The sequence below is a fragment of the Streptomyces sp. NPDC001156 genome, from assembly GCF_053598275.1.
Genome location: NZ_JBSFJX010000034.1, coordinates 1 through 16,617, shown reverse-complemented (window position 1 = coordinate 16,617; position 16,617 = coordinate 1). Strand labels below are relative to the sequence as shown.

The window sequence follows — 16,617 nt, the reverse complement described above, 5'->3', positions numbered from 1 at the left end:
GCCACTCACCTTCCTGCTGCGCGTCCGGAGCGGCAGCGCTCCGAACGACACGGTTTCGTACGTCCCTGACGATACCCCTCGCCCGAACGAAACGAAACCGTTTCGTACGTGTCCTGCATCACGGACCCCGCGCTCAACCCGTGACAGGGCCGGTCACTCGGTCGCACGCCCGGCCCACGAGTTGCCGCGACCGGTCCGGAGGAAAAGCATGGGTAGGTGACCGACGGGAGCGACGTGTTCGAGAAGGCGCCCGGCTACCTCCGTTACCCGCATCTGCACGGCGAACGCCTCTGCTTCGCCGCCGAGGACGATCTGTGGGTGGCGCAGGTGGACGGGTCCGGTCGCGCCTGGCGGCTCACCGTCGACCGTACGAAGATCGGTCACCCCCGCTTCTCGCCCGACGGACGCCTGATCGCGTACACGAGCTGGCGCAGCCTCGTTCCGGAGATCCATCTGACACCGGTGGACGGCGGACCCGGCAGACGGCTCACCTACTGGGGCAGCGCCGACACCCGGGTGTGCGGCTGGACGCCACCCGACAGCGACGGGAACACCGACATCCTCGCGGTCGCCTCGCACGGCGAGCCCTTCTCGTACTTCACCTGGGCCTACAAGGTCCCCACCGACGGCGGCCCCGGCGGAAAGCTGCCCTGGGGCCCCGTCGCGGACATCGCCGTGGCCGATGTCGAGGGCGAGCACAGGACCCTGCTGCTCACCGGCACCCCACCCCACGAACCGGCCTCCTGGAAGCGCTACCGCGGCGGCGCCATGGGCAGGTTGTGGCTGCACGGGCAGCGGCTGCTCGCCGATGTCAAAGGCCATCTCGACTCGCCCATGTTCGTCGACGGGCGGATCGCGTTCCTCTCCGACCACGAGGGCATCGGCAACCTCTACTCGTGTGCGTACGACGGCACCGATCTGCGCCGCCACAGCGACCACGACGCCTTCTACGCCCGCCATGCCTCCAGCGACGGCACGCGAGTGGTGTACCAGTGCGCGGGCGACCTGTGGATCGTCGACGACCTCTCCCCCGTCTCGATCCCGCGCCGCCTCGACGTGCGCCTCGGCGGCCCGCGCGCGGGGCGCCGCAAGTACCAGGTACCGGCCGCGCAGCATGTGGACGGGATCGCGGTGGACGACACCGGACGGGCCAGCGCCGTCGTCGTCCGCGGCAGTCTGTACTGGCTCACGCACCGGGAGGGTCCCGCCCGGACGATCACGGACACCCCGGGCGTGCGCGTCCGGCTGCCGGAGATGCTCGGCGTGGGCGGACAGGTCGCCTATGTCACGGACGCGGAGGGCGAGGACGCGATCGAGATCGCCTATCTGCCCCGGGCCTCGGGCGACCGCGAGCCTCGGCGGCTGGCCTCCGGACGGCTGGGCCGGGTACTGGAGATGGTGGCGGACCTGCAGGGCGAACGACTCGCGATCGCCTCCAACGACGGGCGCCTGCTGCTGGTCACGGTGGCCGAGGAGGCGGCGGCCGCCGCGGGGACGGAGGAGCCGGAGGCCGCGGCCGCCGCGGGGACGGAGGAGCCGGAGGAGCCGCGGGAGCCGGAGTCCACGGACGATGCGGTCACCGAGGTGATCCGCTCGATCAACGGGCCGGTGCGGGACCTGGCGTTCTCCCCGGACGGCGCGTGGCTCACGTGGTCGCATCCAGGGATCGGGCGGTCGCTGCGACAGATCAAGATGGCCCGGATCAAGGACCGGCTGATCGTAGACGTCACGAACGGCCGCTTCGAGGACGAGAACCCGGTCTTCACCCGGGACGGGCGGTATCTGGCCTTCCTGTCCTGGCGCGGCTTCGACCCGGTGTACGACGTGCACACCGGTGACCTGTCCTTCCCGCTCGGCTCCCGCCCGTATCTGGTCCCCCTCTCCTCGGCCACCCCCTCCCCCTTCGCGGTGAACCCGGAGGGGCGCCCCGCGGCCGGCGGCCTGGATCCGCTGGAGGAGGAAGAAGGCGACGGGGTGGTGACGGTCGAGATCGAGGGACTGGAGAGCCGGGTGACGCCGTTCCCGGTCACGGCCTCGAAGTACTCGGAGCTGCGGCCGGTCGCGGGCGGCGGCCTCGTGTGGATGCGCTGGCCGATCTCGGGTGCACTCGGCGAGACCTTCGTGAACCCGGACGACACCACCGGCCGCCCGTCCCTGGAGCACTTCAGCATCAGCAAGGCGAAGAAGTCCGACCTCGTCGCCCATCTGGACTGGTTCGCGGTGAGCGGGGACGGCACGCGGCTGGTGGTCGTCGATGAGGGCGACCTGCGGGCCGTGCCGTCGACCGAGTCCGGCGATTCCGACACGACGGTCTGGATCGACACGCGCCGGATCATGCACGTGGTGGACCCGCCGGCGGAGTGGCGGCAGGCCTATGCGGAGGCGGGGCGGCTCATCCGGGCGTACTTCTGGGAGCCGGGCATGTGCGGGATCGACTGGGACGCGATCCTGGAGCAGTACCGCCCGCTGGTCGAACGGGTAGCCTCGCCCGACGACTTCGCGGACCTGCTGCGCGAGGTCCTGGGCGAGCTGGGCACGTCGCACGCGTACGTGGTGCCGGCCCGGCGCAACGAGGGACCCCCGCACTACCAGCGCTACCAGGGGCTGCTGGGTGCCAACTTCACACGCCGGGACGACAGATGGGTGGTCAGGCGGATCCTGCCGGGCGAGTCGTCGGACTCGAAGGCGCGCTCACCGCTCGCGGGCACGGGGATCCGGGACGGCGCCGTCCTCACCCATGTGGACGGGCGGCCGGTGGACCCCGTCACGGGGCCCTATCCGCTGCTGGCGGGCTCGGGCGGTACGACGGTCGAGCTGACCTTCGCACCGGCGGACGGGGAGGGCGGCCACCGCCGGGTGGCCGTGGTTCCCCTCATCGACGAGCGGCCACTGCGCTACCAGGACTGGGTGGCCAAACGCCGCCAGGTCGTACGGGAGTTGAGCGGCGGCCGCTGCGGATACCTGCACATCCCGGACATGGGGGGCTCGGGCTGGGCCCAGTTCAACCGGGACCTGCGGATGGAGGTCGCCCGGCCCGCGCTCATCGTGGATGTACGGGGCAACGCGGGCGGCAACATCAGCGAGCTGGTCATCGAGAAGCTCACGCGCAAGATCCTCGGCTGGGACCTCACCCGCAACGCCCAGCCGGTGTCGTACGCGTCCAACGCCCCCCGAGGTCCCATCGTGGCGCTGGCCGACGAAGCGACCTCCTCCGACGGCGACATGATCACAGCGGCCATCAAACTGCTGAATCTCGGCCCGGTGGTGGGCTCGTGCACCTGGGGCGGAGTGGTCGGCATGACAGGCCGGCACCGCCTGGGCGACGGCACCGTGATCACCGTCCCGATGAACGCGGCGTGGTTCGCGGAGTACGGCTGGTCCGTGGAGAACCGGGGCGTGGATCCGGACCTGGAGATCCTGCGTACGCCGCTGGACTGGGCCGAGGGCCGCCACAGGCAACTGGACGACGCGGTCGGACTGGCCGTCGAACTCCTCCACACCAACCCGCCCGCGACCCCGCCGGACTACAGCGGTATCCCGGACAGGACCCGCCCGAAACTGCCCCCGCGGAAGAGGGGTTGACCCGGTAGCGCTGCCGGTGTGCCCGGTCTTGCCGTGAGCACACGAAGAGTGGGGTGCCCTCCGAAGAACGGGCACCCCACTCAAGGCCGAAGTCAAGGGCAGCGACTAGGCGTCGTAGTCCTGATTGAAGCGGTCCTCAGCCTCGTCCCGCAGCCGCTGCTGGTCGTCCTGCGACTGCCGGCCACGCTGCGGGGACTGCTGGCCGCGCTGCGGGGACTGCTGCCGACCACGCTGCTGGGCCTGCTGCTTGCCCTGCTCCATCTTCTGCTTGGCCTGCTGCTTCGCCTGCCCGGACTTCTCCTGGAACTGGTCCTTCATGCCCATGTGTGTTCACTCCCGTAGTGGGTGAGGGGATTGGGCCTCGACCAGATTTACACGACCGGACAAACAACGCATTTCGATCAGTTACGCAGCGTACTGCGCTGCTGCTCATCGGCCTCTCCGCCGGCCCCCACCAGCCCAGTGCCGACCCCCTTGAGCCGCGGCTCGAACCTGCGCATCTCGCGCTGCCCCACCGTCGCGATGATGCCCGGGAGATAACCGCGCACGGCCTGCATCCCGCGCAACCACCCCTGTCCGTAGACATGACCGGACCGCCGCTCGATCCCGGACACGATCCGGTCCACCGCAGGTCCGAGCGGATACGTCTTGTTGGACGGCCACGGCAGCCGTTGCCGCAACTCCCGCATGGCCTCGTCCTGGTCGGCGCCGCGTACCATGTCCGTGTCGGTCCAGGAGAGATACCCGACGCCGACCCGTACACCCTTGTGGGCGACCTCCGCACGCAGGCTGTGCGCGTACGCCTCCACACCCGACTTGGACGCGCAGTACGCCGTCATCATCGGCGCGGGCGTGATCGCCGCCAGCGAGGCGATCTGAAGCAGATAGCCGCGGCTCTCCGTCAGCACCGGCAGGAACGCCCGGGCCGTCACCGCGGAGCCGATCAGATTGACCTCGATCACCCGCCGCCATGCCTCGGGGTCGGAGTCGGCGAACGGCCCGCCGTTGGCCACGCCCGCGTTGGCGACCACGATGTCGACCTTCCCGAACCGCTCCTTGACCTCCCGGGCGACCCGCGTCATCGCCTCGTGGTCGGTGACGTCGGCGTACCAGTGGGCGCTGTCCCCGTACAGCTGTTCCGAGACCTGCTTGAGTGCGTCCGGCTCCAGGCCGACGAGCGCCACCTTCGCACCGCGCGCCGACAGTTTGCGGGCCAGCAGTTCGCCGACACCCCGCGCGGCGCCGGTGACGACTGCGACCTGCCCCTCCAGACTCACCTTGCTCATGCGCCCTCCTCCAGCCGTGCGTCCACCGCGTACCGGGTGACGAGTTCCCGGATTTTCCCGTTGACCGGCTCCGGCGCCTCCACCGGCGTCATATGGCCGAGCCCCGGCAGCTCCGTGCTTCCCACGCAGTAGGGCAGCCCGGCGACCAGCTCCCGCGCGTGCACCGGCGGCGTGAGCCGGTCCGCGGTGCCGACCAGGACCTCCGTCGGCACCGTCAACTCCCGTACGTCGGCCTCCAGATCCAGCCCCTCGAGCACACGCGACCAGGCGTGGCGCACCCCGCGCGGGCAGGCGTGCACCACCTGCGCGCACGCCTCCACCATGTCCGGCGTCGAACCGGCGCCCATGGTGGCGTACTTGAGGATGCGCCGGGCCGTCGGCGTGACCGGCCCGAGCGGGGCGGGCGAACCCAGGATGCGCGCCGTGAGCCAGGTGCGGAAGCGCCCGGGGCGCAGCGGCAGCACGAGCGCCTCGGCGACCAGGCGCGCACTGCCCGTGCTGCACAGCAGGACGGCCGCCGTCCGCTCCCTGAAGCGGGGGCGCGCGGCCGCGGCCAGTACCGCCATCCCGCCCATGGAGTGCCCCACGACCACGGCCTTCCCACCGGCTGGGAGCGTCTCGGCGAGCACCGCCTCCAGGTCGTCGGCGAGCGCCTCCGTGCCGTACGTGGGGCCGGCCGGGCTGCGCCCGTGTCCCCGCTGGTCGTAGGCGATCACCCGGTGGTCGGCGGCGAGGTCTCGCACCTGCGCCGCCCAGAAGGCGGTCGAGCAGGTCCAGCCGTGGGCGAGGACCACCGCGGGCGCACCCTCGGGGCCATGCAGTTCGACGTGCAACCGGGCACCGTCGGCGGACCGTACGGTCAGCTCGCGGGCCGGGACCGGGGGCGCGTACGGCCCGCTCACCACATGCGCTGGACGGCTCATGCGCGTGCCTCCGCCTTCGTCGTGCCGGAACCCTCGTCCGTCCGCGGTGCGCCGGGCGCCCGGACCACCTCGTACTCGCCGAGGTCCACGCGTCGCGTCGCGCTCCGGAACTCGGTGGTCGTACCGGGCCAGATGGTGGTGTTGCGGCCGCTCGCGTCCAGATACCAGCTGGTGCATCCGCCGGTGTTCCACACTGTGCGCTTCATGCGTTCCTGCACCGTGTGGTTCCAGGCGTCGACGGCCTCCGTCTGCGCGTCCAGCGCGGCCCGGCCGCCGAGGACGTCCAACTGCCGCAGATAGTCGGCCATGTAGTTCAGCTGGGACTCGATCATCAGGATCATCGAGGAGTTCCCAAGGCCCGTGTTGGGGCCGATGATCGTCATCCAGTTGGGGAACCCGGCGGCGGTCGCGCCGCGCAGCGACCTCATGCCCTGGCTCCAGGCCGCCGCGAGCGTGCGCCCGTCGGCGCCGACGACCCGCTCCGCGATCGGCATGTCCGTGACGTGGAAGCCCGTTCCGAAGACGATCGCGTCGACCTCCGCCTCGGTGCCGTCCGCCGCGACGAGGGTGGAGCCGCGGACCTCGCTGAGGCCACTGGCGACGACGTCGACGTTCGGCCGGGAGAGCGCCGGATAGTACGAGTTGGAGAGCAGGATCCGCTTGCAGCCGATGCGGTAGTCGGGCGTCAACTTGGCGCGCAAGGCCGGGTCCTTGATGCCCCGGGCGATGTTGCGCCTGGCCAGCCGTTCGATAAGACCCAGTTCGTCGGGGTGCTTGGTGAACGCCTGGACCTGCAGCTCCCGGATGCCCCACAGGAGGCCCCGGCGCAGCCCGGTGGTGAACGGCAGCGCGCGGTGCAGCCGTCGCTCGAGGCCGCTGATGGCCCGGTCGACGCGCGGCATCACCCACGGCGGGGTGCGCTGGAAGAGGGTGAGGCTGCCGACCACCGGCTGGATCTCGGGCACGATCTGGATCGCGGACGCCCCGGTGCCGACCATCGCGACACGCTTGCCGCGCAGGTCGTAGTCGTGGTCCCAGCGGGCGGAGTGGAAGATTTTGCCCGGGAAGCCGTCGAGGCCCGGGATGTCCGGCACCTTGGGGTCGGACAGCGGCCCGGTGGCGGAGACGACGACATCGGCGGTGAGCGAACCGCCGCTGGTCTCGATCGTCCAGTGCAGTCGCTCCGTGTCCCAGGTCATCAGCTTCACCTCGGAGTCGAAGCGGATGTGCGAGCGCAGCCCGTAGAGGTCCGCCACATGCTCCAGGTACGCGCGGATGTGCTCCTGGCCGGAAAAGGTGCGCGGCCAGTCGGGGTTGGGCGCGAAGGAGAAGGAGTACAGGTGGGACGGCACGTCACAGGCGCACCCCGGGTAGCTGTTGTCGCGCCAGGTGCCGCCGACGGAGCCTGCCCGCTCCAGGACGACGAAGTCGGTGATGCCCTCCCGCCGCAGCCGCACGGCGGCCCCGAGCCCGCCGAACCCGGATCCCACCACCGCCACCCGTACATGAGGCACATGCTCGTGCTCGGCCATTACGCCCCTCCATGCTCTGTGCGACTCTGCCAGTGAGCGCTGGCGCAATGGGAGGGTAGGGCAGCCGTGTACCGATGGGTAGGGGGTGGGACGAGGAAAGTTACCCGGGGTACGACGTAGGGTGCGGGAGTGGTTGAGGACGGGGAGCGGCGCGAGTACCGCATGGAGGAGTTGGCCGAGCGGGCCGGCATCACGGTGCGCACCCTGCGTTTCTACCGCGAGCGCAAACTGATCCAGCCCCCGCGCCGCGAGGGCCGGATCGCCTGGTACGACGACACGCACCTGGCCCGGCTTCGCACGATCTCGGCGCTGCTGGAACGCGGCCACACCCTGAGCGGCATCGCGGAACTCGCCGAGGCCTTCGACCACGGCAGAGACGTGGGCGACCTGCTCGGCCTCGGCGCGCCCACCGAGGAGACCCCGGTCCGCCTGACGCCCGAGGCGCTGGCCGATGTGTTCGGCACCGAGGCGACCCCCGAGAACCTGGCCGCGGCCCTCGACCTCGGCTACCTGGGCACGGACGGCGGCGAGATAGTCCACATCAGCCGGCGCCTGCTCGATGTGTCGGCGGCCCTGGTCCGCGAGGGCATCCCGCTCGCGGACGTCCTGGGCGCCGCGCGCCGGGTCCGCGACCACGCGGAGGCACTGGCGGACCTCTTCGCCGACCTGCTGACCGCCCACGACCGTCCCGCGGAGGACGCCGAGCGCCTGCGGCCCCTGACCAAAAGCGTCATGGAGGCGGAACTCTCCCTGGCCCTGGACCGCCGCCTGCGCAAGCGCTAGAGCCGTTCCGGAACGCCCCGCCCGGTCGGCTACCTTTCGAAGGTCACCGTCACGGGAGCGTGATCCGACCACCGCTCACCATGGCTGGCCGCCCGTTCCACGACCGCCTTGACGGCCCGTCCCGCGAGCCCGGGGGTCGCCACGGCCAGGTCGATCCGCCACCCCGTGTCGTTGTCGAAGGCCCGTCCCCGGTAGGACCACCAGGTGTACGGCCCCTCGGTGTCCGGATGCAGGGCCCGCACCATATCGACGAACCCGCCGTCCGCGGGATCGAGGACCCGGCTCAGCCACGCCCGTTCCTCGGGCAGGAAACCGGAGTTCTTCTGGTTGCCACGCCAGTTCTTCAGGTCGGTCTCGGCGTGGGCGATGTTCCAGTCACCGCAGACGACGACCTCGCGGCCGTCGGCGGCGGCCCGCTCCCGGAGGTCCTTCAGATAGCCGAGGAACTCCGCCATGAAACGGACCTTCTCCTCCTGCCGTTCGGTCCCCACTTCCCCCGAGGGCAGATACAGGCTGGCGACGGTGACGCCGGGCAGATCCGCCTCGACATACCGCCCGCTGCCGTCGAACTCGGCGGACCCGAACCCGATCCGCACACGGTCGGGCTCACGCCGCGTGTAAAGCGCCACCCCGGCGCGCCCCTTGGCCTCGGCGGGCGCGTGCACGACATGCCACCCCTCCGGCGCCCGTACGCCCTCCGGAAGCTGCCCGGCCTCGGCCCGCACCTCCTGGAGGCACACCACATCGGCCGAGGTACCGGCAAGCCATTCCACGAAGCCCTTCTTCGCGGCGGCGCGCAGCCCGTTCACATTCACGGAGGTCACAGTGAGCACCCGGGAACCATACCGGCACACTGGTAGGGCCCCTGTTCCGAGATATGCATAGATGTACGATAACTGGTATGGATATTCGCCGCGTTTCGTTCGACCACCCCGACGCCGTCAAGCTCAACGACGAGGTCCAGGCCGAGTACCACCTGCGCTACGGCGACGGTGGCGATGTCACGTACCTGGATCCGGCGATGTTCGAGCCGCCCGCCGGTCTCTATCTGATCGCCTACGACGAACAGGACCGTCCCGTCGCCACGGGCGGCTGGCGCGCCCAGGAGAAGAACGACGAGGGGTATCTGGCCGGGGACGCCGAACTCAAGCGGATGTTCGTCACAGAGGAGCTGCGCGGCAGAGGCCTGGCACGCCGCATACTGGCCGCGCTGGAGGAGGACGCCCGTGCGGCCGGCCGCACCCGCATGGTCCTGGAGACGGGCAGCAAGCAGCCGGAGGCCGTGGCACTCTACGCCTCGAGCGGCTACGAACCGTGCGCCAAGTTCGGCTACTACCGCTTCCACGAACTCAGCCTGTGCTTCGCGAAGCCGCTGTAGGGCACGGCCGCGAAACGCCCGGCTCTGCGCGCCGCTCCCCGCTGTGAACCATGCGGCGGGCGCGCCGCGTTCGGACGGGATCCGGGATCCCTTCAACTGCCCTGTTTCGCTGGCTGATCCCGACTCGTCGCGACGCCCGCAATGCGCGGCGGGGCTGGTCGCAGTGTCCAGACCCGGCGGCTCCTTTGCGCGCAGGGTCACAACCCGCTTTTGGCGCCAGGGAATTGCCCTTCCGGAATCCAGGAACCCATCGGCTTGGCCGGGGACGGTCCCGACTTCATATTCGCATCGCGATGCAGATCCCGCGCCACAGCAAGATCGCAGCGACGAGGGAGGAGTCCACACGTCCGACCCGAGGGGGCCCGTCGAGCGCTGAGCAAGGCCGGTAAGCACCTCGGTAGCAAGATCCAGAGTAATTGCCGCGCATCTTTCCTGCACAACACGTCAGAGCCCCGGTCGGTGTTCACCGACCGGGGCTCTGAGCTGCGTGGACCTGAGGGGATTTGAACCCCTGGCCCCCTCGATGCGAACGAGGTGCGCTACCGGACTGCGCCACAGGCCCTTGCAACGAGTGAAACTCTAGCATCCTCATCGGCCTGCCCGGAAATCCGTTCCGCCCTGGTCAACCACGGGGGCGGAGGGCCGGCGGCGCACCCGCTGCTACTCGTTGGCGGCCTTGGGGCGCTCCCCGTCCTCGTACTGGTCGAACAGCGGGGTGCGCCCCCGCTCCCGGGAACGGCGCGCGGACGCCGCGCGGCGGGCGTCGGTTCGGCCGCCGTCGGCGGCCTCCGTCTGGTCCTCGGCTTGCGCACCGGACTCCCCGGAGTCCGGCTCGGCACCGGCCGCGGACACGTCCGGTACGGGCGCAGCCGCCTCCGCCGCGCTCGACCGGGCCGAGCTCCACGCGTCCGGCGCCCCGAGGTCCACACTGGGCGTCGCCCGCGGAGCGACCGGCGCGGTCACATACGTCGGCAGGGGCACCGGCACCGGGTCCCAGCTGTCGCCGTGGCCTGGCCTGCGCTGCCGCTCGCGCTGCTGGTCCACCCACTCGGCGTGATCCGTCTGCTCGACCAGGGCCCGGCGGTCGGCCGCCAGCGCGGACAGCCCGGGATCACTTTCCGACTCGGGCCCCTCCTCCGGCTTGTCCGCGCCGGAGTCGACTGGCGGCCGCCGCCTCGGCTGCCGCTCGCGCAGCCGCTGCGCCGCCGCCTCGGCCCGCTGCCGGTCCATCGTGTAGGTGAACCGCTTGCGCTCCTTCGCCCTCAGATGCGCGATGTAGACGCTCAGCAGGACGGCGGGTACACCGGGCGCCCACAGGAAGGCCAGCCCCCCGACCGCGGCGACGATCGCGCCGAGCGTGAACGCAAGGAAGAGCATCACAGTCGTGCGCCGCCGGCGTGCAAGTACCTTCGAGCGCCGGGCACGCGCCATGGCCTCCGCCGAAGACACCTTCCGAGCCCCGGACGCCCCCTTGCCCACCGCGGGGCGGGCGACCTTCGCCTCGGAAGCGGGCGCGCCCTTGGACTGCGCCCCGGCGGCCTTGGACGGGGACGGCGATGCCGACGGCGACGGGGACTGCGTGCCGGGCTTGGCCGCGCCCGGATCTGTCTGCTCGCGCCTGGCCTGCCCCTCCGGTTCCACCCGGGCCCGCGCCTGCGCGTCGGTCGGGGGCATGGCGAAGGCCCGGACGTCCACCGAATCGGTGACGACGTCCGGCCCGGAACTGCGCTCCCCCTCTTCGGAGGAGCGCGCCCGCAGGTCCTTGGCGTATCGACGCTCCATGCCCGACCGTCCGGACAGCAGCCGGATGGCTGTGCTGAAGCGTTCCGTCGGACGAGACTCGTTCAGCTCGTCCTGCCTACGGAGCCACATCGGCACCAAGTAGGCGGCCCAGGCCCCGACAATGACTGCGTAGATGAGGCCGCTGCTGCTCACGCCTCACACGGTAGAGGGGTTTGCATGGGGCCATCTGCCAATTGGGCCGGTGTGTCGCACGATCTGGCTGATATTTCGAACTTTTCTTGGGATCGATGCGATCAGCAGGCCATCGGGACCGCCAATTCATTGGCCCAGACGATCATCGCCCGATCAATTTCGAACATATTTTTTATTTACCGGAGTGGCCCGGCTTACTCGGATCCCTGCTCGTCCCCTGTATGCGGGCACTGCCGCTCTGCGCACCAGCCTGTTGTGAGCGTGCCCGGTGCCAGCGCGCCAGCAGTCCCTCGGGCACCTCTTCCGCGGTGAGTGCGAACACCAGATGGTCGCGCCAGGCCCCGTCGATGTGGAGATAACGCGGCCGGAGCCCCTCCTCGCGGAATCCCAGTTTCTCCACGACCCGGCGGCTCGGCCGGTTCTCGGGGCGAATACAGACTTCGATGCGGTGCAGTCCGACGGTCCGGAAGCAGTGGTCGACGGCGAGCGCCACGGCGGTCGGCATCACCCCGCGGCCCGCGACCGCCTCGTCCACCCAGTAGCCGACGTGCCCCGAGCACATCGAGCCCCAGGTGATCCCGGCCACCGTCAGCTGTCCGGCGAGCCGTCCCTGGTACTCGATGACGAAAGGCAGCATCCGGCCCGCGTTGGCTTCGCTGCGCAGATGCCGGACCATCTGCCGGTAGGTCGGCCGCTGAGTGAGGGGACCGCTGGGCGTGGGCGGCGGAATGGTCGCCTCCCACGGGCGCAGCCAGTCCCGGTTGCGCCGGTTGACCTCGCGCCACAGCCGCTGGTCGCGCAGCTTTATGGGCCGCAGGACGACATCGTCGTCCACCAGCTCGACGGGCCAGGATGGGCTGTTCAGCTCGCACCCCCACTCGGTCTGGAGCGGTTCTCGCCGGCCGGGGACCCGTCCGCGTCGGCCCTCGGGTGGTCACCGCCGCGCAGCTGGTCGACGGCGTGGACCAACAGGGGTTCCAGCACGGCCAGTCCGTCCTTCACTCCGCCGGTCGATCCCGGCAGGTTGACGATCAACGTCCCGTCGGCGACTCCGGCGAGTCCCCGGGAGAGCGCCGCCGCGGGCACCTTCTCCCTTCCGAACGCCCTGATGGCCTCCGGAATGCCCGGCACCTCGTAGTCGATCACCGCGCGGGTCGCCTCGGGGGTGCGGTCGGTGGGCGAGAGTCCGGTGCCGCCGGTCGTGACGATCACGTCGTACCCGGCCCGGGACCCCGTCCGCAGCGCGTCCTCCACCGGGTCACCGTCGGGCACCACCCACGGCCCGTCGACCGCGAAGCCGAAGCGGGTGAGCGCCTCCGCGATCAGGGGGCCGCCCTTGTCCTCGTACACGCCCGCGGCCGCGCGGTTGGACGCGGTCACCACGAGCGCCGCGTACGCCGCCGACAGGGCGCCGCCGGCCGGCGCGCCGTCCGGTGCCGTCATGCCCGGCTCCAGTCGCCGGACTTGCCGCCCGTCTTCTGCTCCACGCGCACGTCCGTGATGACCGCCCCCTTGTCGACCGCCTTGACCATGTCGATCACGGTCAGTGCCGCGACGCTGACCGCGGTGAGCGCCTCCATCTCGACGCCCGTGCGGTCGGTGGTCTTCACGGTCGCGGTGATCTCCACCGCGTCGTCCGCCACCGCCAGATCCAGCTTCACACCGGACACCGACAACGGGTGGCACAGAGGGATCAGGTCCGGGGTGCGCTTGGCGCCCATAATGCCCGCGATACGCGCGGTCGCGAGCGCGTCGCCCTTGGGCACGCCCTCCCCGCGCAGCAGCTCGATCACGCGCCGCGAGACCAGCACGCGACCACTGGCCCGCGCGGTGCGCTCGGTCACGTCCTTCCCGGAGACGTCGACCATGCGGGCGGCTCCCGCCTCGTCGATATGGGTCAGTCGGTCCTGCGTACTCATGTGCTGCGGCACTCCCGGTCCCGGGCCCGGCGCGGTGCGCGGGTCTGCTGTGCGCGACACGGTACCGCCAACTCGACGCGATCAGCCGAGCGAGGTCCATGGAGCGGCCCTCCCGGTCAGGAAGGGGCTCCCTGGTACCGCGGGCCCGGCCGGGCGAAGGTCGCGGCCCGGGCACTTTGCGGAGCCTCACGGAACACGGCGGCACCACCGGCCCCGCACCGCACGTCCGGGCGCGCGGCGGCTCCGAGGCCGCGCCTTCAGCCGAGGAGGATCACCTCGACCTCGGCGCCCGGCTCGACGGAGGTGTCGTCCTCGGGGACGACGATCAGCGCGTCGGCGTGCGCGAGCGCTGCGACCAGGTGTGATTCCGCGCCGCCCACCGTGGTCACCGTGCCGTCGGCGTACTTCCCGCGCAGGAACTGCCTCCGGCCCGCGGGCGAGCTCAGCGCCTTGTCCGCCTTGAGGACGGCCCTGGCCCGGGGGCGGTGCACATCCGTCAGGCCCATCAGGGTGCGGATCGCCGGGCGTACGAACAGTTCGAAGGAGACGTACGACGACACCGGGTTGCCCGGCAGCGCGAGCAGTGGTGTGTGGTCACGGCCGATGACGCCGAAGCCCTGCGGCTTTCCGGGCTGCATGGCGAGCTTGCGGAACTCGACACCGCCGCCCGCCTCGTCCTCGTCCCCGACGGAGGTGAGGGCCTCCTTGACGACGTCGTACGCACCCACGCTCACCCCTCCGGTGGTGACCACGAGGTCGGCGCGCAGGAGCTGGTCCTCGATGGCGGAACGAAGGGTGTCGGCGTCGTCCGCGACCGCGCCGACCCGGTAGGCGATGGCGCCGGCGTCCCGTGCGGCGGCCGTGAGGGCGAAACTGTTGGAGTCGTAGATCTGGCCGACCGCCAAGTCCTCGTCGGGCTGGACGAGTTCGCTGCCGGTCGACAGAACCACCACGCGTGGGCGCGGGCGCACCCGTACCGTACCGCGGCCGATCGCGGCGAGCAGCGCGATCTGCGGTGCCCCGATCACGGTGCCCGCCTCGAGGGCGAGGTCGCCCGCCTTCACATCGCTGCCCTGTGCGCGCACATGCGCGCGGGCCTCCGCCGGGCGGTGCACGCGCACCTGCCCGGTGGCTCCCTCCGGGGCCACGCTGCGAGCCGGCATCCCGGAGACGGGACCGCCGCCGAGACCGCCGTCGGTCCACTCGACGGGCACGACGGCTTCGGCGCCGGGCGGCAGCGGGGCGCCCGTCATGATCCGCGCGGCCTGGCCCGGTCCCACCTGGAGCAGGTCGGCCGCGCCCGCCGCGACGTCCCCGACCACCGTGAGGACGGCCGGGAACTCCTCGCTCGCCCCCGCGACATCCGCGACCCGCACCGCGTACCCGTCCATCGAGCTGTTGTCGAACGGCGGCAGTGAGACCGGCACCGTGACGTCGTCGACCAGGACGCACCCCTGGGCGTCGAGCAGCTGCAGCTCGATGGGCTCCAGGGGTCGAACGGTCGCGAGGACGTCCTCCAGGTGTTCGTCCACCGACCAGAGATGGTCCCGGTCGGCGGGGCGGCTCGCGGCGGCACTCAAATCGCTACATCTCCTCGGTCACGTAACTGCGAAGCCAGGTCCGGAAGTCCGGACCCAGATCTTCACGTTCGCACGCGAGTCTGACAATGGCACGCAGGTAGTCGCCGCGGTCGCCGGTGTCATAGCGGCGGCCCTTGAAGACGACGCCGTGCACGGGGCCGCCGACCTTCTCGTCCTCGGCGAGCTGCTGGAGGGCGTCGGTGAGCTGGATCTCGCCGCCGCGCCCCGGCTCGGTCTTGCGCAGTATGTCGAAGATGGCCGGGTCGAGGACGTAGCGGCCGATGATCGCGTAGTTGGACGGCGCGTCCATCGGGTCCGGCTTCTCGACCAGACCGCTCACCCTGACGACGTCGCTGTCCTCGGTGGTCTCGACGGCCGCGCACCCGTAGAGGTGGATCTGCTCCGGCGCGACCTCCATGAGCGCGATGACGCTGCCGCCGCGCTGCTCCTGGACCTGCACCATGCGGGCCAGCAGGGGGTCGCGCGGGTCGATCAGGTCGTCGCCGAGGAGGACGGCGAAGGGCTCGTGGCCGACGTGCGGGGCGGCGCACAGCACGGCGTGCCCGAGGCCCTTGGGGTCGCCCTGGCGGACGTAGTGCATGGTGGCGAGGTCGCTGGACTCCTGGACCTTGGCCAGCCGCTCGGCGTCGCCCTTCTTCTCGAGGGCGGACTCCAGCTCGTAGTTGCGGTCGAAGTGGTCCTCGAGGGGCCTCTTGTTGCGACCGGTGATCATCAGTACGTCGTCGAGCCCCGCGGAGACGGCCTCCTCGACCACGTACTGGATCGCGGGCTTGTCGACGACCGGCAGCATCTCTTTGGGGGTGGCCTTCGTGGCCGGCAGGAACCGGGTGCCGAGGCCTGCTGCAGGAATGACAGCCTTGGTGATCGTGGGGTGCGACTCAGTCATGCCCGCCACCATATCCGGTGGCAATGTGCGGAATCTGCACCCCTGCAGTATTTGCTGCCATATGACCGCATTCAGAAAGGGCAGGGCACTGACCTGTGACTCCCAAGGAAAACCGGACCGAGCCTGACAAGCGAATGTTGCGGCGGGGACTCCTCGAGGTGAGGGACAGGTTGACGGCGAATGACGTGCGCGAGGCGGCCGCCGCCCTCGCCCGGCGGGCGCTGCAGCTGCCCGAACTGGCTCAGGCGCGCACCGTGGCCGCGTACGTCTCCGTCGGCAACGAACCCGGCACCCTGGCACTCCTCGACACGCTGCGCGCTCGGGGAGTGCGGGTGCTGCTCCCCGTGCTCCTGCCGGACAACGACCTCGACTGGGGAGCGTACGCCGGTCCCGACTCCCTCGTACGCGTCCGGCACGGCGGGCGGATGGCCCTTCTGGAGCCTGCGGGCGAGCCGCTGGGCCCCGAGGCCGTGGGGCAGGCCGACGCCGTGCTGCTGCCCGGCGTCGCGGTCGACGCGCGGGGCATGCGGCTCGGCCGCGGCGGCGGCTCGTACGACCGCGTGCTGGCCCGCCTGGAGCGCGCGCAGTCCGATCCCGCTCTGGTGGTGCTCCTGTACGACACGGAGGTCGTGGAGCGCGTGCCCGAGGAGCCGCACGACCGCCCGGTGCACGCGGTGGTGACCCCGTCGGGGGTACGCCGCTTCCGGGAGCCGTCCCGCGGGCCCACTAGCCGAGGACCTGCGCCGGCCCTGGGAACTGCCGGCCGAGCCCCGCCGCCTCACCCCCGCCCGG

Annotated in this window: 14 protein-coding genes, 1 tRNA gene and 1 pseudogene; 4 read left to right on the top strand and 12 right to left on the bottom strand. The window is 71.2% G+C overall.

Annotated elements, in window-relative coordinates:
• Positions 1-216: 216 nt before the first annotated feature.
• A complete protein-coding gene (locus tag ACWDA7_RS18600; RefSeq protein WP_450605346.1) occupies positions 217-3,582 on the top strand; it encodes a S41 family peptidase in 3,366 nt (1,121 codons plus the stop codon).
• A 105-nt stretch (positions 3,583-3,687) separates the two neighbouring features.
• On the opposite strand, the gene ACWDA7_RS18595 is transcribed toward ACWDA7_RS18600, so the two are convergent.
• From ACWDA7_RS18595 to ACWDA7_RS18580, 4 genes are all read right to left on the bottom strand, one after another.
• Positions 3,688-3,906 carry a hypothetical protein gene (locus ACWDA7_RS18595; protein WP_450605345.1) on the bottom strand — a complete coding sequence of 73 codons (219 nt, stop codon included), beginning with the start codon at positions 3,904-3,906 and terminating at the stop codon, positions 3,688-3,690.
• A gap of 77 nt (positions 3,907-3,983) precedes the next feature.
• A complete protein-coding gene (locus ACWDA7_RS18590) occupies positions 3,984-4,868 on the bottom strand; it encodes an SDR family oxidoreductase (RefSeq protein ID WP_450605344.1) in 885 nt (294 codons plus the stop codon).
• Positions 4,865-5,791 (bottom strand): alpha/beta fold hydrolase, encoded by a 927-nt coding sequence (locus tag ACWDA7_RS18585; protein WP_450605343.1) that lies wholly within the window; start codon positions 5,789-5,791, stop codon positions 4,865-4,867. Before ACWDA7_RS18585 ends, ACWDA7_RS18590 begins: the two co-directional genes overlap by 4 nt.
• Positions 5,788-7,323: a flavin-containing monooxygenase gene (locus ACWDA7_RS18580; protein ID WP_450605342.1), complete on the bottom strand. Its 1,536-nt coding sequence runs from the start codon at positions 7,321-7,323 to the stop codon at positions 5,788-5,790. Before ACWDA7_RS18580 ends, ACWDA7_RS18585 begins: the two co-directional genes overlap by 4 nt.
• Positions 7,324-7,485: 162 nt before the next feature.
• Between ACWDA7_RS18580 and ACWDA7_RS18575 the strand changes: the two genes are divergently transcribed.
• Entirely contained in the window at positions 7,486-8,106 is a 621-nt protein-coding gene (locus ACWDA7_RS18575) for a MerR family transcriptional regulator (protein ID WP_450605388.1), read from the top strand.
• 29 nt (positions 8,107-8,135) lie between these two features.
• Here ACWDA7_RS18575 and ACWDA7_RS18570 read toward each other — a convergent pair whose 3' ends face one another.
• Entirely contained in the window at positions 8,136-8,960 is an 825-nt protein-coding gene (locus ACWDA7_RS18570; protein WP_450605341.1) for an exodeoxyribonuclease III, read from the bottom strand.
• A 47-nt stretch (positions 8,961-9,007) separates the two neighbouring features.
• Between ACWDA7_RS18570 and ACWDA7_RS18565 the strand changes: the two genes are divergently transcribed.
• Entirely contained in the window at positions 9,008-9,484 is a 477-nt protein-coding gene (locus tag ACWDA7_RS18565) for a GNAT family N-acetyltransferase (RefSeq protein ID WP_450605340.1), read from the top strand.
• A gap of 488 nt (positions 9,485-9,972) precedes the next feature.
• Here the strand turns inward: ACWDA7_RS18565 and ACWDA7_RS18560 are convergent.
• The 7 genes from ACWDA7_RS18560 to galU all read right to left on the bottom strand — a co-directional run bounded on the left by ACWDA7_RS18560 (position 9,973) and on the right by galU (position 15,825).
• Positions 9,973-10,046 (bottom strand) — tRNA-Ala (locus ACWDA7_RS18560).
• A gap of 98 nt (positions 10,047-10,144) precedes the next feature.
• Positions 10,145-11,419: a divisome protein SepX/GlpR gene (sepX, locus tag ACWDA7_RS18555; protein ID WP_450605339.1), complete on the bottom strand. Its 1,275-nt coding sequence runs from the start codon at positions 11,417-11,419 to the stop codon at positions 10,145-10,147.
• A gap of 172 nt (positions 11,420-11,591) precedes the next feature.
• Entirely contained in the window at positions 11,592-12,254 is a 663-nt protein-coding gene (locus tag ACWDA7_RS18550; protein ID WP_450605338.1) for a GNAT family N-acetyltransferase, read from the bottom strand.
• 26 nt (positions 12,255-12,280) lie between these two features.
• Positions 12,281-12,862, bottom strand: coding sequence for a MogA/MoaB family molybdenum cofactor biosynthesis protein (locus ACWDA7_RS18545; RefSeq protein ID WP_359404665.1), 582 nt, complete (start codon positions 12,860-12,862; stop codon positions 12,281-12,283).
• Positions 12,859-13,338 carry a cyclic pyranopterin monophosphate synthase MoaC gene (gene moaC / locus ACWDA7_RS18540; protein ID WP_450605337.1) on the bottom strand — a complete coding sequence of 160 codons (480 nt, stop codon included), beginning with the start codon at positions 13,336-13,338 and terminating at the stop codon, positions 12,859-12,861. Before moaC ends, ACWDA7_RS18545 begins: the two co-directional genes overlap by 4 nt.
• Before the next feature lie 257 nt (positions 13,339-13,595).
• Positions 13,596-14,918, bottom strand: coding sequence for a molybdotransferase-like divisome protein Glp (gene glp, locus ACWDA7_RS18535; protein ID WP_450605336.1), 1,323 nt, complete (start codon positions 14,916-14,918; stop codon positions 13,596-13,598).
• 4 nt (positions 14,919-14,922) lie between these two features.
• Positions 14,923-15,825, bottom strand: coding sequence for a UTP--glucose-1-phosphate uridylyltransferase GalU (gene galU, locus ACWDA7_RS18530; RefSeq protein ID WP_450605335.1), 903 nt, complete (start codon positions 15,823-15,825; stop codon positions 14,923-14,925).
• A 134-nt stretch (positions 15,826-15,959) separates the two neighbouring features.
• On the opposite strand from galU, the pseudogene ACWDA7_RS18525 reads away from it, so the two are divergent.
• A pseudogene (locus ACWDA7_RS18525) lies at positions 15,960-16,532 on the top strand (5-formyltetrahydrofolate cyclo-ligase); the annotation flags it as partial.
• Between the last annotated feature and the right edge of the window lie 85 nt (positions 16,533-16,617).

What these genes read in the sequence shown, in the direction of transcription:
- ACWDA7_RS18595 (WP_450605345.1), bottom strand. Translation starts at nt 3,906, where the DNA reads ATGGGCATGAAGGACCAGTTCCAGGAGAAGTCCGGGCAGGCGAAGCAG.
- ACWDA7_RS18590 (WP_450605344.1), bottom strand. Translation starts at nt 4,868, where the DNA reads ATGAGCAAGGTGAGTCTGGAGGGGCAGGTCGCAGTCGTCACCGGCGCC.
- ACWDA7_RS18585 (WP_450605343.1), bottom strand. Translation starts at nt 5,791, where the DNA reads ATGAGCCGTCCAGCGCATGTGGTGAGCGGGCCGTACGCGCCCCCGGTC.
- ACWDA7_RS18580 (WP_450605342.1), bottom strand. Translation starts at nt 7,323, where the DNA reads ATGGCCGAGCACGAGCATGTGCCTCATGTACGGGTGGCGGTGGTGGGA.
- ACWDA7_RS18575 (WP_450605388.1), top strand. Translation starts at nt 7,486, where the DNA reads ATGGAGGAGTTGGCCGAGCGGGCCGGCATCACGGTGCGCACCCTGCGT.
- ACWDA7_RS18565 (WP_450605340.1), top strand. Translation starts at nt 9,008, where the DNA reads ATGGATATTCGCCGCGTTTCGTTCGACCACCCCGACGCCGTCAAGCTC.
- ACWDA7_RS18545 (WP_359404665.1), bottom strand. Translation starts at nt 12,862, where the DNA reads ATGACGGCACCGGACGGCGCGCCGGCCGGCGGCGCCCTGTCGGCGGCG.
- moaC (WP_450605337.1), bottom strand. Translation starts at nt 13,338, where the DNA reads ATGAGTACGCAGGACCGACTGACCCATATCGACGAGGCGGGAGCCGCC.
- galU (WP_450605335.1), bottom strand. Translation starts at nt 15,825, where the DNA reads ATGACTGAGTCGCACCCCACGATCACCAAGGCTGTCATTCCTGCAGCA.